At 67.6% G+C, this 14619-nt stretch carries 13 protein-coding genes and 1 pseudogene; 4 read left to right on the plus strand and 10 right to left on the minus strand.

Annotated elements, in window-relative coordinates:
• The first annotated feature begins 94 nt into the window (after positions 1-94).
• Positions 95-523 carry an IS200/IS605 family transposase gene (gene tnpA / locus FCI23_RS38585; RefSeq protein ID WP_136728832.1) on the plus strand — a complete coding sequence of 143 codons (429 nt, stop codon included), beginning with the start codon at positions 95-97 and terminating at the stop codon, positions 521-523.
• 329 nt (positions 524-852) lie between these two features.
• On the opposite strand, the gene FCI23_RS57065 is transcribed toward tnpA, so the two are convergent.
• The 3 genes from FCI23_RS57065 to FCI23_RS38605 all read right to left on the minus strand — a co-directional run bounded on the left by FCI23_RS57065 (position 853) and on the right by FCI23_RS38605 (position 3955).
• Positions 853-1695 (minus strand): hypothetical protein, encoded by an 843-nt coding sequence (locus FCI23_RS57065; RefSeq protein ID WP_169317124.1) that lies wholly within the window; start codon positions 1693-1695, stop codon positions 853-855.
• 341 nt (positions 1696-2036) lie between these two features.
• Positions 2037-2711, minus strand: a complete 675-nt coding sequence (locus FCI23_RS38600; protein WP_136728834.1) for a hypothetical protein — start codon at positions 2709-2711, stop codon at positions 2037-2039.
• A gap of 974 nt (positions 2712-3685) precedes the next feature.
• The gene (locus FCI23_RS38605; RefSeq protein WP_136728835.1) at positions 3686-3955 is read right to left on the minus strand and encodes a hypothetical protein; all 270 of its coding nucleotides are present in this window, start codon (positions 3953-3955) and stop codon (positions 3686-3688) included.
• Positions 3956-4125: 170 nt separating this feature from the next.
• Here FCI23_RS38605 and FCI23_RS38610 point away from each other — a divergent pair, with 170 nt between their 5' ends.
• Positions 4126-5319, plus strand: a complete 1194-nt coding sequence (locus tag FCI23_RS38610; RefSeq protein ID WP_246144489.1) for a sensor histidine kinase — start codon at positions 4126-4128, stop codon at positions 5317-5319.
• A pseudogene (locus FCI23_RS38615) lies at positions 5316-5982 on the plus strand (response regulator). Before FCI23_RS38610 ends, FCI23_RS38615 begins: the two are co-directional and overlap by 4 nt.
• Before the next feature lie 359 nt (positions 5983-6341).
• Here the strand turns inward: FCI23_RS38615 and FCI23_RS38625 are convergent.
• The 4 genes from FCI23_RS38625 to FCI23_RS57070 all read right to left on the minus strand — a co-directional run bounded on the left by FCI23_RS38625 (position 6342) and on the right by FCI23_RS57070 (position 9806).
• Positions 6342-7658, minus strand: coding sequence for an LLM class flavin-dependent oxidoreductase (locus tag FCI23_RS38625; RefSeq protein ID WP_136728836.1), 1317 nt, complete (start codon positions 7656-7658; stop codon positions 6342-6344).
• Entirely contained in the window at positions 7655-7984 is a 330-nt protein-coding gene (locus FCI23_RS38630; protein ID WP_136728837.1) for a hypothetical protein, read from the minus strand. The genes FCI23_RS38625 and FCI23_RS38630 overlap by 4 nt, the downstream gene beginning before the upstream one ends.
• A complete protein-coding gene (locus tag FCI23_RS38635; RefSeq protein ID WP_211265649.1) occupies positions 7985-9484 on the minus strand; it encodes a sodium:solute symporter family transporter in 1500 nt (499 codons plus the stop codon).
• 184 nt (positions 9485-9668) lie between these two features.
• Positions 9669-9806 (minus strand): PNPOx family protein, encoded by a 138-nt coding sequence (locus tag FCI23_RS57070; protein ID WP_169317125.1) that lies wholly within the window; start codon positions 9804-9806, stop codon positions 9669-9671.
• A 793-nt stretch (positions 9807-10599) separates the two neighbouring features.
• On the opposite strand from FCI23_RS57070, the gene FCI23_RS60720 reads away from it, so the two are divergent.
• The gene (locus tag FCI23_RS60720) at positions 10600-11532 is read left to right on the plus strand and encodes a transposase (protein WP_246144490.1); all 933 of its coding nucleotides are present in this window, start codon (positions 10600-10602) and stop codon (positions 11530-11532) included.
• A gap of 33 nt (positions 11533-11565) precedes the next feature.
• Here FCI23_RS60720 and FCI23_RS38650 read toward each other — a convergent pair whose 3' ends face one another.
• From FCI23_RS38650 to FCI23_RS38660, 3 genes are read right to left on the minus strand one after another with little or no spacing between them, the layout of a single operon-like run.
• A complete protein-coding gene (locus tag FCI23_RS38650; protein ID WP_136728838.1) occupies positions 11566-12789 on the minus strand; it encodes an ABC transporter permease in 1224 nt (407 codons plus the stop codon).
• A complete protein-coding gene (locus tag FCI23_RS38655; protein ID WP_136728839.1) occupies positions 12786-13499 on the minus strand; it encodes an ABC transporter ATP-binding protein in 714 nt (237 codons plus the stop codon). Before FCI23_RS38655 ends, FCI23_RS38650 begins: the two co-directional genes overlap by 4 nt.
• A complete protein-coding gene (locus FCI23_RS38660; RefSeq protein ID WP_136728840.1) occupies positions 13496-14557 on the minus strand; it encodes a peptidoglycan-binding protein in 1062 nt (353 codons plus the stop codon). The genes FCI23_RS38655 and FCI23_RS38660 overlap by 4 nt, the downstream gene beginning before the upstream one ends.
• Between the last annotated feature and the right edge of the window lie 62 nt (positions 14558-14619).

Raw genomic sequence — 14619 nt, forward strand, 5'->3', positions numbered from 1 at the left:
GTGGGCCTCATGAGGAACTTGTACGCGCGGATCATCAGCCCACCCCCCTTCGGTCGAGTTCGGAGATCACCTTACCATCTGTCAGACTTGGCGGATGTCACCACGCTGGGAGCCGGACCCCGATATTCGCCGAGGAAACCATGTCATCTACCACCTGCACGTTCACTTGGTGTTCGTCACCAAATACCGCCGTGGCGTCTTCGATGACGAGATGCTGACGCGCTGCGAAGCGATCATGCGGGACGTGTGCCAATCCTTCGAGGCCGAGCTTCGCGAGTTCAACGGGGAGGGCGACCACGTCCACCTGCTCGTGCACTACCCGCCGAAGGTCGCCCTCTCCAAGCTGGTGAACAGTCTCAAGGGCGTCAGCTCCCGGTACCTGCGGGCCGAGTACACCGGCCGGATCAACCGGATCGGCACCGGGTCCGTCCTCTGGTCGCCCTCGTACTTCGCGGGCTCCTGCGGTGGCGCACCGTTGAGCATCGTCAAGGAGTACATCGAGAACCAGAAACGCCCGGTCTAGCGCTTCGCGCCAGTCGTCGCAGGGAACTCCGCCGCTTCGCGGCTTCGGGCCAAGGATCGCATTCCCGCCCGGCCTGAAGGCCGGGATTCCCTGCGAAGATCAGGGGATGGGATCACTCAAGGCTGCGGGCAGCATCGTCTTGGTTCTCGCGATCGTTGGGTGCGGAACCGCCACTGGCGGGTCGGACACTCAAACGGCATCCCCCACCAGGCCCGCAGAGGACACCCCTTCGATGGATCCCAGCTCGATCAGAGTGCTCGTCACGTTTGTCGGTGGACCGGCCGGCGGGCAGACCGAACAGCTACCACTGAACCGGATCCACGACGACATCACGGTCTCGCAAGTGAGGTACAGGACGAAGACGGCCGGTACCGCCCGAGGTGAAGGAGACCGACGAGGGACTGGCTCAAGTGTTTCGCCCTGCCTAACAGCCGCCTCAGCGCAGGTACGAGGTTGGCGTAACGGCTTTGGGCGGGAGCTGCCATGGGTCGAGAGATCGGGGCCCGTACGCTGGCCGCGAACCGGGCTGGGCCCCGATCTTCGAGGCTCGCCCCATGGTGGCTGCCTAAAGCCGTGGAGGTCGGCCTGGTGCGGTTGACCTGGTCGGACGCCAGCACGGTCCCGGTGCTCCCGCCGTCGACCTCGACGCCCGCCGAGTACTGGGTCAGCACGGCAGTACGCGTCACCGCGACGCCGCTGGAGGCCCCGGTCACGTGGATGCCTGGCTCCTTGTAGGAGGTCGCGACGTCGCTGTCGAGCGTGATATCCGAGGAGGAGCCGATGCTGAACGCGGCTGCGTACTCCCCGCTCGGCTGGAAGCCCTTGATCACGATGTGCTGCGCACCCGTCACATCGAAGCCGGCCGCCCTGCCCGCAGGATTGACGTAGACCGGACTACCCGCTTGCGTGGGCACGCCCTGGAGCGTGATCGGCGCGTCAGCCGTGCCCGACCGGGTGATGCTGACGGACTCGTTGTACGTGCCCGGCTCCACCATCACGGTCTGTCCCGGCTCGACCATGTTGACGGCAGCACAGATGGTGCAGAACGGCACGGCGGCGGAGCCCAGCCCCGCGCTGTCCGAGCAGCTGGCCGACTGGGACACAAACAGCGGCCCGGAGGCTATGGACGACGCCGTCGTCGCCCCTGCCGCATACCCCCCGAGAGCGGACACGGCCGTGCCCACCACGGCCAGTGAGACGAACGCAGCGCCCCCAGATCGCAGGCCTCGCATGAACCTTCCCCCTCCCCTTCCCCGCTCGGGTCGCAAGGAACGACCCGAGCGGGACCGCTACACCCCTGCTCACAGCCGGGAGAGCCCGGGATACTGTGCGTATTCTCAGAGTTGAGAGCCTGGTGCTGCGGGAGCACCATGCCGCCGGTGGTCAGGGGCCCTCCACATATGGGGCAGGGTCTCGCGGCTGGGATCGACACCTTGGACAGGGTAACGAGCGGGGTTGGTCACCGGTCGCTTGATCCAGCGCACCGTGGGCCGCGTGTCCGCGGAGACAGTGCCTACCAGCCGACGGCTGCGGGACCGAGGCTCAGCCCGGTCTTGTGGAGCCATTCCTCCTGGACGTCGCGGTTGCGGGTGCCTATGGAGAGGTAGACCGCGTGGGTTCCGGGGGCCGGTTCGGTGCACTGGTCAGTCCACACGCTGTTGAGGCAGAGTTGCACTCCGCAGAGCTTCGACGAGGGCAGGCCCCGCAAGGCCCCCTCCCAGGACACGTCGAATCCCAGCGGGCCCACGGCCTGAACCATGAGGTCCAACTCCGCCTCTGTGCTGCTCTCGTCGTGCTCGCGCACCATGAATGGCGGAGTGCTCCAGCCGGGCAGTTCCAGTTGCAGTCCCCACTCCTCGATCAGGGGCCACACCTCGGCGATCTCGGAGCGCAACTCGACTTCCACGCGGTAGGCGTCGCCACCGCGCAACGCGTCGGTTCGGGCGACCACGCGCCAGAACTCGACCAGTCCGTCCGGCGGAAAGGGGCTGTCGTCACGGCACGTGAAGGCGCCCCGGGGGAAGTAGCGGCGCGCGTGGTGGAACTGCTCCACTGTTACGACAGGGCCGACCTCGGGAGAGAACGGGTCGTCGGCCCACTCCGCGAAAACACCCAGCAGCTCACGGGCGCGCCGCAGCGCGCTCATGGCGTCTGGCAACGGCTCGAGTACCTGATAGAGCAGGGACATTCCCACGGCGCACCTCCCGGGAGCGGAGCGTACGCACGGCACGCGTCGGCGTCGCCTGAATTACAGCCGTGTCTCGCAGGGCGTGCTTCCATGCGATGGCGTCAGGGGATGTGGCGGTGGTCTGCCGATCACCGTCCGCGGAGGGTCCATCCGATCAACTGACCGATCCATCAAAGAGACACGCGCCAGCCGGCCCCCAGACCTCTTCGTCCCGAAGCAAACCGGGTGTTTGCGTGACCTCACGGGAGAGTCGGGCTGACCTGAACGAACAGTCCGCGAACATCCGTGGTTGTGCGCCTGCGTCCGACGCCGTGGCCGCGAATAGGCCGGACGCGGCGGCGGCCTGCTGTCGTGCCGGCGACGTTGATGTCAGGCGTTGGTGTCGGGCGCCTCGGAGGACCGCTTCCGTCACCGCTTGATGAGGTCACTGATCAGTAGTCCGGTCCAAAAGACTGCGAACACTCCAGCCGGCACCCGAACGTAAAGCGAGCTCCAGGTGCTTGCGGCTGTCCAGATCCATCCCACGGTCACCAGCAACGTGTAGGCCGGGCTTTGGAGGCTTGTCCGCTTGTTGGCCACCGCTCTCCCCCATCACTCGCCGGTGCTATCCCATGGAGATCCGGCCATGGGCCCCAGTTTGGAAGATCCCGTACGCGGCCGGCGGGTGACTTTGCAAGATGATGACATGCATGGCTGCGTCAGTGACAACTGACTCCAGTGGTAGGTCAGTTCCGACTCTGCGTGGGGGCGTTAGGAGCAAGATCTGAACGCGGGAAGTGACTCCACTTTTGGATGCTTGTGGGCGGTCGTATCGACGGTTCTCCGAGCAGACTCCGACGACGATCAACGGGGCCGTGCCGGGCAGGGAACGGGCCGTGGCCACGATGTCATCCACCAGGCCGGGCAGTTTCGGGACGCTCTCCCGAATACGCGACTCCCTGCCCGGCAGGCGGAAGCAGGTCACGGTTCCCAGGTCACATCCCCTGGTCGCTCTCGGAAGCCGGATTGCTGCGCTGGCGCCACACCAGAGCCACCACGGTGACGCCGACGATGAACAGCACGACAGGGACGACCTGCATCCCGAGGGAGCCGAAGCCGTTGCCCCACTGCCGGTAGAAGAGGTAGACCCGCGTGGCCAGCGGCAGCCCACCCGCGAGCACGAGGAGCCCGCCAAGGGCTGCGCTGAGGAGCAGCAGAGGGCGTTTGATCATGGCATTGCCGTTCTTCGAAGTAGAGAAGTTCATGACCACGACGCTATGCAAACGCCCCTGCGGCCGGCTTCGGCTGAAGGTCGAGGAGATCAGGTGACGGAAGTAGCACTCACTCGCATCCCCCTATACCTAGGTCTAGGAAAGTGGCACCAGCCACTGCGTGGCCGCGGTTCGGCCGTGGCGGCCGCGTACGGTGGGGTGCTGTGGACTGGACGAAGCCGAGCAGAAAACCAGGAACGGCCGCGAACCTCAGTGTCGTGGCCGCGGCCGCGGTATTGACCATCGTCACGACCCAGGCGCCGGGCAGCGGCCTGACGCTGTATCCGCAGATGTCCACCGGCTTGTCGCTGATGAGCGCTGCCGGCCGCATCCTCGGGCTGCCCACCGTTGCTTCGGCCGACGCACTGGTGTGTTCCCTGCTGGCGTGTGCGCTGCTGTGGTGGAGACGCCGGTACCCGGTGCCGGTGTGCGTCGGCGTGCTGGCCCTGTGCGCCGTCTCCCCCGCCGGTGCGGCCGCCGCAGTCGCGCTGTTCTGTGTGGCCGCGCTGTGCCCAGCCAGCACGACGGTATGGACAGGTGTGCTCGCACTGCTGCTGGTGCCCGCGTTCTACCTTCTGCACCCCTGGGGCACGTCCGCCAATCCCTCCACCGCGGTCATCGGCAGCATGATGGTGGCAGGTTCCATCGGCTGGGGGCTGTTCCTCCGCTCTCTGCACGAGCGGACACTGCGATCCGAGGAAGAAGCCGCGTTGCGGGCCGAGCAGGCCCAGCAACGGGCGCGCGAGAAGATCGCACGGGAGATGCACGACGTCCTGGCCCACCGTTTGTCGCTGCTGAGCGTGCACGCGGGCGCCCTGGAATTCAACCCAGGGGCTCCGGCACGCGAAGTACACCAAGCAGCGGCCGTGATCCGCCAGAGCGCGCACCAGGCCTTGGAGGACCTGCAGGAAGTCCTGGCGGTGCTCCGCACCGCGCCACGCGACACCGACACCGCAGAACCACCCCAGCCCACGGTGAGCGAGCTGAACCGCCTAGTGAAGGAGTCCCAGGCGGCGGGCATGCGGATCGAGATGGAACAGCACATCCGCGCCCTGGACGCGATGACGCCCACCACCGGCCGCACCGCTTACCGCATCGTTCAAGAAGCACTGACCAACGCCCGCAAACACGCCGCCGACGCACCCGTGCACCTCACCCTGCGCGGCGCACCCGGAGACGGACTGACGGTCGAGATCACCAACCCAGCCCCGCCCGGCCCAGCTGCCACCACGCTTCCCGGCAGCGGATACGGCCTGCCCGGACTGGCCGAACGCGCCGCGCTGGCCGGCGGCCACCTGGAATACGGCCGGGTGGCAGACATGCACCGGGTAAGCGCGTGGCTACCCTGGCCGGCATGATCCGCGTCCTACTCGTCGATGACGACCCCCTGGTGCGCTCCGGCCTGCGCCTGATGCTGGCCGCCGCAGACGACATCGAGATCGTCGCGGAAGCAGCCGACGGCAGCGAAGTCCTACCCCTGGTCGACCAGAGCGCCCCCGACCTGGTCCTGATGGATATCCGCATGCCCGCCATGGACGGTCTGGCAGCAACCCGGGCCCTGCGCAGCCGCCCCGGCGCCCCTGAAGTCATTCATCATGCTCACCACCTTCACCACCGACGGCTACGTCCTTCGGGCACTGCAGGCCGGCGCCGCAGGCTTCCTGCTCAAACACACGCCTCCGGAACAGATCGTGACCGCGGTCCGGAAGGTGGCGGCCGGCGAACCAGTGCTCTCCCCCGAGGCCATCCAACGGCTCATCGACGCCGTGACCACCCCTGCCTCCACCGGCCACGGGCCGGCCACCGACCACCCCGACGGCTCCCGTCTCGCGCTGCTCGCAGAACGCGAGCGCCAAGTCGCCCGCGCAATCGGCCAGGGCAAGACCAACGCGCAGATCGCCGCCGACCTGTACATGAGCATCCCCACGGTCAAAGCCCACGTGTCCCACATCCTCACCAAGCTCGAACTGAACAACCGCGTCCAGATCGCCCTGCTCGTCCATCGCTCCCACCAGACCTGACGCCCTCAGCCTCCGCCGACGGTGCGGACGTCGACCCGTACCGGGCACACCGCGTGCAGGTCTTCGGCACCCTCACAGTCAGGGCCGCGGCGGCAGTGACGGCCTCAGCTACCGTCTCCGACTCGACCTTGTGGGGTCCTGCCGAACCCGGTCTGGAATTCCGGTTCGCTACGGTAGGTCACATGCGCCAGCCGCCGGGTGAGACCCAGCCCGCTGTGAGACCCGCGCCCCGGCCTGGCGTCGCCCGCGCGGCAGTAAATGCCGCGCCTTGAGGGTCTGAATAGCGCGCACGCAGGGGCCGCCTCGGGTCAAGCGGGTGCCGGCCCGAGACGGCCCTGCTCGCGTGGACGCCCGGGAAATCAGTACTCCAGGAGATGGTCTCGCAGTGTCGTGCCCGAGTACTGCGTGCGGTACCGTCCGCGACGCTGTAGTTCCGGCACCACCAGATCAACGAATTCCTCGAAGCAGCCGGGCGTGTAGGTGGCGATGAGCATGAAACCGTCGGCGCCTCCTTCGTCGGCGAAACGTTCCATCTGGTCAGCGATGTCGGCTGGTGTTCCCACGAGGACCGGCATGCCCATGCCTTGTGCGTAGATCGTTGCCGCTTCGCGGACGGTGACGGGGGCACCGCCCTTGGCGTAGATGATGGACTCGAACAGGCCCTGGATGCCGGGAACCTCGATGTTCTGCACGTACTCGTCAGGGTCGTAGGTGGAGAAGTCGAGGCCGAAGTGCCCGGAAATCCAGGCGAGCGCGCCTTCGGGCGGGATCAGGGCCTTGATCCGCTCATATTTCGCCTGGGCTTCGGCGCGGGTCTCGGCGACGACGGTCTGCAGCCCGTAGATCAGCTTCACGCTGCCGGGCTCGCGGCCCCGTTTGGCCAGACGGTCGTGGAGGTCGTCGGCGTACTGCCGCATCCGTTCCACGTTCGGGTGCACGGCGAAGATGGCCTCGGCGTGCTGAGCAGCGAAGTCACGGCCCCGGTCGGAGGACCCGGCCTGCCACAGTACGGGCCGGCCCTGGGGGGACGGGGCACAGAAGTGTCGGGCGTGGCAGCTGTAGTACTGGCCGTCGTGGTGCACGACATGCACCTTGGCGGGGTCGGCGTAGATGCCGGTTTCCTTGTCGGCGACGATCGCGTCCGGCTCCCACGAGTCCCAGAGCTTGTAACAGACCTCCATATACTCCTCGAGCCTGGCGTACCGGTCTTCGCGCATCGCCATGTCCCGGCCGTAGGCTTCCCATTCGCTCTTGGAGTAGGAGCTGACGATGTTCCACGCGATCCGGCCGTCGGACAGGTGGTCGAGGCTGGACAGCCGCCGGCACATCGAGTATGGGTGCTCGAACGCGGTGGACAGGGTGACGCCGACGCCAAGGTGCTTGGTCGCGGTGGTGATGATCGGCACGATCGTGGACGGTTCGTGAGTGGGGCACTGCACCGCGTACTTGACGGTCGCGTCGGAGCTGTTCTGGTGGGTGGTGTAAGGCGCCAGCTCATCCGCGATGAACATCGCGTCGAACAGCCCGCGTTCCATGGTCTGCGCCATGTGCTGCCAGTAGGCGGGCCTGGCGAAGTTCCAGCCGACCTTGTCCTTGGGGTGCCGCCACATTCCGGTCGCGTGGCTGTTGACGCCGTGCTGGACGAACCCGAGCAGGTGAATTCGTTTGGTGCTCATGATGTTGCTGTTTCCTTCCCGTCGATGAGGAACGCGACGATGACGGCGATGGAGGACCCGAGGCCGAGGAAGGGCAGGATGTACCAGGCCCAGCCGGTCAGGCTCACCAAGGTGAGCAGCCCGGTGGAGGCGACCACGCCGGCTCCGGCCTTCCACCCGAAGTTCCGGCCCTGCTGCTCGTAGCCCTCTGCGGAGCCCTCGGCGTTGGACGCCGCGGTGCCGTCGATGACCGAACGGCGCAGCCGCAGGAACGTCCGCAGGACGAGCGTGATGTAGACGATGGCTATCGCTATCCCCGCGGCCAGGGCGATGTAGAACGCGATCATTTAGGACTCCTGGGTGGTGAGGAGCGGCACGGGGACGTCGGTTGTTTCTTCGAGTTCGCCGGTGCCGCGGTCCAGGGTCGAGAAGTCGAACCGCTCGGAGCTGAGCAGGCTGACGCCGACCGCGACCACCAGTGACACGCCTTCGAGCGCGACGATGGACAGTAGGCTGAAACCGCTTTGCCGCAGCGGCAGCCCGACGGCGACGCCGAGCCCGATGCTGGCGACGAACGCCCGCCCGGTCATCCGCGGCCAGAAGATGGCCAGCCCGAGCGGGAAGATCAGCACCGCCTTGATGAAGAACACCAGGTTGACGAGGTTCACGTAATCGATGCCTGAGCTGACCACGATTGCTCCGATGACGCCGGCGACGAGGATGCTCGCCTTGGTAATCACCATGAGGCGTTTCTCCGGGATCGCCGGTTTCAGCCGCTTGATGACATCCACCGCGACGATCGATGACAGCGCGGAGAACGCTCCGTCGATGGAGGAGTAGCAGGCGTTGCAGATGATGAGCACGTACGCGGCGATCAGTACCACCGGCAGGCCGAGGTGGGAGATCACGTACGGGCCGATGCCGCCCGCCCCGTAGTTGCCCAGGTCCGCCACGGTGATGCCCTTGGCGCTGCCGACCAAGCCGAGCAATCCGAGGGTGAGCGGGATCGGGTAGAACCACAGGCCGGCCCACAGGAACGTCCGGGTGAGGTTTGCCGGGCGAATCGCCCATGCCTTCTGCCAGAAGGTTTGGTCAGCCATCGTGGATGCGAGCAGGCCGAGCGCCAGCGAGATGCCGAACCCGGACGCCGCGGCTGGCAAGAACAGCTGGGTGTGGTGCCCAGGTACGGCCTTGATCTGCGTGAAGACCCAGCTGGGCCCGCCGACCTTGGCCAGCACGTACAAGACGATAATCGCCGGCGGGACGGTGATCATGAGCGTGGTGAATGTAGCGGTGATGACCGATGTCCACAGCCCGCCGAAGTAGGAATACACGGTGATGACGGCCACCGTGACGAGGAGTACCGTGGTCGCGTTGAGGTGGAAGATCACCCCCATAACCAGGACCACGCCGTACAGGTTGATGAACACCTCGCACAGGCCACCGAAGATCATCGCCCCGAGCATCACAGTGGTTGCCGTGCGGCTGGCGAACCTGGCCCTGATGAACTCCACGATCGTGTAACCCTTGGGCATTTTGCTGCGCAGCTTGAGAGCGAACGGCACCATGGCGATGACAGCGAGCCCGTTCGGCACGATGAACCACAGCAACCCCGACGTTCCCCAGGTGTACGCCTGGGCGGAGGACATCATCACGGCCATGGACCAGGTCCAGACGGCGATGACAGACCCGACGCCGAAGCCCAGCCCGATACGGCGGCCGGCGATGATGAAGTCGTGGGTGGATTTGACCATCGTTCGGACCAGACCCGCGATGATCAGCATAAAGGCGCCGAGTCCGAGCATCAGTCCGATTCCGAGCCCGCCGGATAGGTGGGTTGGTGACATACCGATCTACTTTCTTCTCTCGGGAAATTGCGAATGCCGCGGTGTGCCCGCCGGGGGTGTGGCGGGTGAATCCACGCGGCGGGGTCAGCGGCGGCTCAGCGAGCGACCGCGCAGGGACGCTGGTCGCGTGCGCTGGGGGTATGGAGCCTGCCGCCACGCAACGCAGTAAGCGCGGACTCGACGCTCATGACTGCTCCGGGGCCAGGCGTCGCAGGGCGCTGTGGTGGAGAACGATGGGCGCGACGCCCGAGCGCACTCGCAATTCGTTGACGTGCAGCAGGACGATTACGTGGTCGCCGGCCGTGACCTCCTGCGAGACCATGGTGTTCATCCACGCGCACGGACAGGGCGACGGCGATCGCTTACGGAACCGTGCAAGAGTTGAGTGCGACGCCAGGGCGTCGGCGCACGGCACTCACGAGGATCACTCAGCCGATCAGTGCCGCGGCAGGGACGCGGATTTGTACCAGCGCTCTACACCTGGCGAAGGTCACTGAAGTACGCAGTCAGCGCGAACAGATGGCGCTTGCCAAGTGGCAAAGGTCCACATGCCGACGGGATACGAGCCGGAGGTCGATAGGCATTCGCCTACGATGGCCGAGGGGACCGCGCCCGTCAACGCTCGTCCGCATTTCGGAAGGGCGTGACAGGCGAAGACCGCGAAACTCCAGTACGGAGTTCGTCTGCCGGGCCTTCAAAATTTCTGTGACGGATGTCACCGATGCCTGATTCATCATTCGGAGCACGCTGATCGCGTGCCGTTCACGGTGCAGCATTTTGGGGACCGCGCGCCAGGCGGACAGCAGCCTGTGGGAGTAGGGTCGGGGACCGGCGCGGTGGCGCGTGGCGGCACAGCCACCACCCGGAAATGATCACTGGAGAACGGTATGCCGGGAAACTGGCCCGTACGTTCGGGAAGGGGTCGTCGGAAAGGGGCCCGAACCGCGGGCACCTCGTCGGCGACCTACTCCACTTGAAGCGGCGGGGGCTGGAAACGGAGCAACTTGTAGGCGCGCTCTCCGGGGCGTATCGGATCGCTGGCCGGGCACAATGCGGCGGATGAGCGAGCGGATCGAGGAGATCTACGACCGGGTCGTGGCGGCGGGGAAGCGTTGGTGCGGGGGAACTTCACCACGCCGACGTTCCGTACCTTCGCCGCGCTGGTCACGGGGCTGATCGCGCAGACTGGGCGGTGCACAGTGACCGGGATGCTCACGGGCGCGGGATTGACGCGCGCCTGGTCCCACGACCGTGCCCACGCCTTCTTCTCCAGGGCCCCGTGGAGCCCGGACATCCTGGGCATCTCCCTGTCCCACCTGGTCGTGCGCCGCCTGCTGCCCGCCGGTGCGGTGCTGACCGTCGTGGTGGACGACACGCTGTTCAAGCGGCGCGGGAAGAAGGTGTTCGGTGCGGCCTGGCAGCACGACGGCGCGGCCACGGGTCCCACGCCGGTCGGCCGCGGGACGTGCTTCGTCGTCATCGGCCTGGTCGTGGAACTGCCCTTCGTGGCCCGGCCGGTGTGCCTGCCGGTGATGGCCCGGCTGTGGCGCCCGAAGCAGGAGCTGGGCAAGGTCGACATCGCCGCCTCGATGCTCCGCCTCCTGGCCGCCTGGCGCCGCCGACAAGGCCCCGCCGCAACCGGCCCGCTGATGCCTATGCCGACGCGCCCGCGGTGCTCTCCGGCCGTGCCAAGGGCACCCCGAAGCACCGCGACGGCTCGGTCGAGGCAATCCGTCAAACCTGCTCTCAAGCGTCTGGCCAGGCGCTACCGGCACTTGAGCGAGGAGATCGCAGACGCCGACGCCGATCTGCGCGTTCTGATCGCCCGCACCGCCCCTGGCCTGCTCACTCTGCCGGGTGTCGGGACCGAGACCGCTGGGCAGTTGCTGGTCACCGCCAGGGACAACCCCGACAGGCTCGTCTCGGAGGCATCCTTCGCCCGCCTGTGCGCCACTGCATCTGTGCCAGCCTCTTCCGGGCGCACCGACCGCCGCCCCCACGGCTTGACGATCTATAGGAGCTTCAGGGTCACGTTGAGGTCTCCGTGAACCACACGCTCGGCACCGACGGACGCCCGCCCTCTATGCCGCGTGCAGCGCGAGAGTGGGAGAGAGCCGCGCGGCGCGTACCGCGGGGTAGAGACCCGCGATGGTGCCGATCAGCAGCGTGGCGCCGAAGCCGCCGAAGACGGCCCACAGCGGTACCACCCAGGGCAGTCCACCGTGGGCCGCGTAGCCGAAGGTCGCGAGGGAGCCCAGGACGATGCCCGCGAGGCCGCCGAAGCCGGACAGAACCAACGATTCCGTGACGAACTGGATGCGGATTTGGCCCTTGGTGGCGCCGAACGAGCGGCGCAGGCCGATCTCGTAGCGCCGTTCCAGCACCGAGATGATCATGGTGTTCGCGACGCCGACCCCGCCGACCAGCAGCGCCACCGCGCCGAGCCCCAGGAGCAGGCTGGTGAAGGCGCCCTTGGCGGCGGCCTGCGCCTTGAGCCCCGAGGAGGGGTCGGTGACCGTCACGACCTCCGGATTCTGCGGGTTGGCGGTGCGCGGGATCAGGTCGCGCACGGCCTGGACGGTGGCGTCCGTGGAGCGCTCGTAGACCGAGGTGGGGTGGCCGTCGAAGCCGAGAAGGCGCTCGGCGACGGGCCAGCCGACGAGGGCGGCGCGCTCGATCTCGGGAGCGAGCGGCAGCGGGTCGAGGATGCCGGTGACCGTGAAGTAGCGGTCCTTGATGTAGACCTGCTGGCCGACGGCGGTGATACCGAGGCGGTCGGCGGCCACGCTGCCGAGCACGACGGAGGGGTAGCGGCCGGTCGCGGCGTTGAGCCAACTCCCCTGACGCACTTTGCCGCGCAGTGTCGCCAGCAGTTGTTCGTCGGTGGCCTTGACGGTGAGGCCCCCGGTCTCGGTGTCGGGGATCCGGTCGGTGCGGCGTACCGAGGCCGTGATGTCGCCGGTGGCGCCGACCCGTTGGACTCCGTCGATACGGGCGACCATGCCGGGCGCGTCCTCGGGAAGCCGGGTGTCCTGGCCGCCGAAGAGCGACTGGCCCGGGGTGACCACCAGCATGTTGGTGCCCAACCGGTCTAGTTCGAGAAGCAATTGGGCCTTGCTCGACGACGAGATACCGACGACCGCGATCATCGTCGCGATACCGATGGCGATGCCGAGCGCGGACAGGATCACGCGCATGGGACGGCCGCGCAGCCCGGCGAACCCGACGTGCAGGACGGCCCGGGGCCCCAGGCGGGCGGGCGAGAGCTGCGGCTGCCGCAGGGCCGTGCGGCTCAACTGGCTCATACCGCTGCCGCTTTCACGTCGGCGTCGGCGGCCGTGTCCGCGACGATCCGGCCGTCGCGTATGCGTACCTGACGGGGCAGCTGACCGGCGATCTCGGTGTCGTGGGTGATCACGGCGATGGTCGCGCCTTCCTTGTTGAGGTCGTGCAGGAGTGTCATGACGGAGGCGCCGGAGGCCGAGTCCAACGCCCCGGTGGGCTCGTCGGCGAGCAGCAGATCGGGCTCGCCGACGACGGCACGAGCGATGGCCACCCGCTGCTTCTGGCCGCCGGACAGCTGATGCGGCCGGTGCCCCATGCGGTCGGCGAGGCCGACCCGCTCAAGGGCCCGCTCGGCGCGCCGTCGGCGCTCGGCGCGCGGCAGGCCGCGGTAGACCAGACCCTCAGCCACATTGTCGCGGGCGCTCATACCGGGCACCAGGTGGAAGGCCTGGAAGACGAAGCCGACGTGCTGGGAGCGCAGCGCCGACAGCCGGCGGTCCGACAGGGTGGCGATGTCGTGCCCGGCGACGGCGACCACGCCGGACGAGGGCCGGTCGAGGGTGCCGACGATGTGCAGGAGGGTGGACTTGCCGGACCCGGACGGCCCGACGATGGCGACCAGTTCGCCGCGTTCGATCCGCAGATCCACCCCGCGCAGCGCCGCTACACCGCCGGGGTACTCCTTGCCGACGCCGCTCAACTGGACCACAGGGGCCGGGGTATCCGTCATGAGGACGACACCCCGACCTTCATGCCCTCCCGCAGCCCGGGGCCGCTGACCTCCACCCGGCCCTGGGCGAAGATGCCCAACCTGGCCGGGATGTCGCGGGCTTTGCCGCCCTGGACGACCTGGATCCCGTATCCGCCGCTGGGCATCGCCAGCAGCGCGTTGACGGGGACGGTCAGGACGTCCTTGTGCGTCTCGCCGGGAAGATCGACAGTGACAGGTGACTTGTCGAAGCCGCCGACCTTCGACGGGTGATCGAAGGTGACCGTGACGGTGACCTGGGGTGTCTTGTCCTGGCCGCCCGTCTCCTGCACCGTCGATCCGACCGAGGAGACCGTGCCCGGCGCCTTTGTGCCGTCCGGCAGTTCGACGGTCACCTTGGTGCCCATGCGCGCCGAAGCGGCATCGGCGACGTCGATCGGGAACTGGACGACGCGGTGGGAGCCGGTCGTGGTCAGTACCGGGACGCCGGGGGCCACCGAATCGCCCACCGCCGCGGTCGCCGAGGCGATGCGCAGCGGTCCCGGGGCGAAGGCGATCTCGTCGGGGCCGACCGTGCCGGTCTTGGGCAGGTCGTGGTCGCCCTGCCAGCGCTTGACGGCGTTGGCGGTCGCGTCGGTGTATGTGTCGTCGACGGTGAGCCCGCCGGCGTATCCGAGGACGCACAGATTCTGCTCCAACGCCTTTACGTCGTCGCCCTTGTCGCCGCTCTTGAGCGTCCGGTACATCGGGGTGCCGCCGTACATCAGCCGCGTCGGCGTACCGTCTACCGCGTACAGCCGACCGTCTCGCGTGACCGTGGAGCCGGCGCCGGGCAGCCAGGTCACCGTCCCAGCGGCGCCCGCGTTGAGCTTGCGCTGTCCGGAGAAATCGAGGGTGCCCTGTTCCTGGGTGCTGGTGCTGAGGTCGCCGCTCTCGATCGTGGCGGTGGCCGCGGGAAGGCCGGTGTCCTGCCGGGCGACCGTCCTGCCGGAGGAGGCGAGAGCGGTCACGGTCGCGCCGCCCGCGCCCGCGATGACAACCGCGGCCAGCGCGGCCAGCGCGGATTTCCTGTGTTTCATCGCCGGATTCCCGTCTGAAGTTCGCGAGGAGTTCTCCTTGTCCGCGGGCGTTCGGACATGGC

It is taken from the genome of Actinacidiphila oryziradicis, assembly GCF_005047355.1.
GTDB classification, from domain to species: Bacteria; Actinomycetota; Actinomycetes; order Streptomycetales; family Streptomycetaceae; genus Actinacidiphila; species Actinacidiphila oryziradicis.

Bases quoted from the DNA above. Each gene is read 5' to 3' on its own strand.
- FCI23_RS38605 (WP_136728835.1), bottom strand. From the start codon at position 3,955: ATGAACTTCTCTACTTCGAAGAACGGCAATGCCATGATCAAACGCCCT.
- FCI23_RS38625 (WP_136728836.1), bottom strand. From the start codon at position 7,658: ATGAGCACCAAACGAATTCACCTGCTCGGGTTCGTCCAGCACGGCGTC.
- FCI23_RS57070 (WP_169317125.1), bottom strand. From the start codon at position 9,806: ATGGTCTCGCAGGAGGTCACGGCCGGCGACCACGTAATCGTCCTGCTG.
- FCI23_RS38660 (WP_136728840.1), bottom strand. From the start codon at position 14,557: ATGAAACACAGGAAATCCGCGCTGGCCGCGCTGGCCGCGGTTGTCATC.
- FCI23_RS38630 (WP_136728837.1), bottom strand. From the start codon at position 7,984: ATGATCGCGTTCTACATCGCCCTGGCCGCGGGGATAGCGATAGCCATC.
- FCI23_RS38600 (WP_136728834.1), bottom strand. From the start codon at position 2,711: ATGTCCCTGCTCTATCAGGTACTCGAGCCGTTGCCAGACGCCATGAGC.
- tnpA (WP_136728832.1), top strand. From the start codon at position 95: ATGTCACCACGCTGGGAGCCGGACCCCGATATTCGCCGAGGAAACCAT.
- FCI23_RS38655 (WP_136728839.1), bottom strand. From the start codon at position 13,499: ATGACGGATACCCCGGCCCCTGTGGTCCAGTTGAGCGGCGTCGGCAAG.
- FCI23_RS38650 (WP_136728838.1), bottom strand. From the start codon at position 12,789: ATGAGCCAGTTGAGCCGCACGGCCCTGCGGCAGCCGCAGCTCTCGCCC.
- FCI23_RS38635 (WP_211265649.1), bottom strand. From the start codon at position 9,484: ATGTCACCAACCCACCTATCCGGCGGGCTCGGAATCGGACTGATGCTC.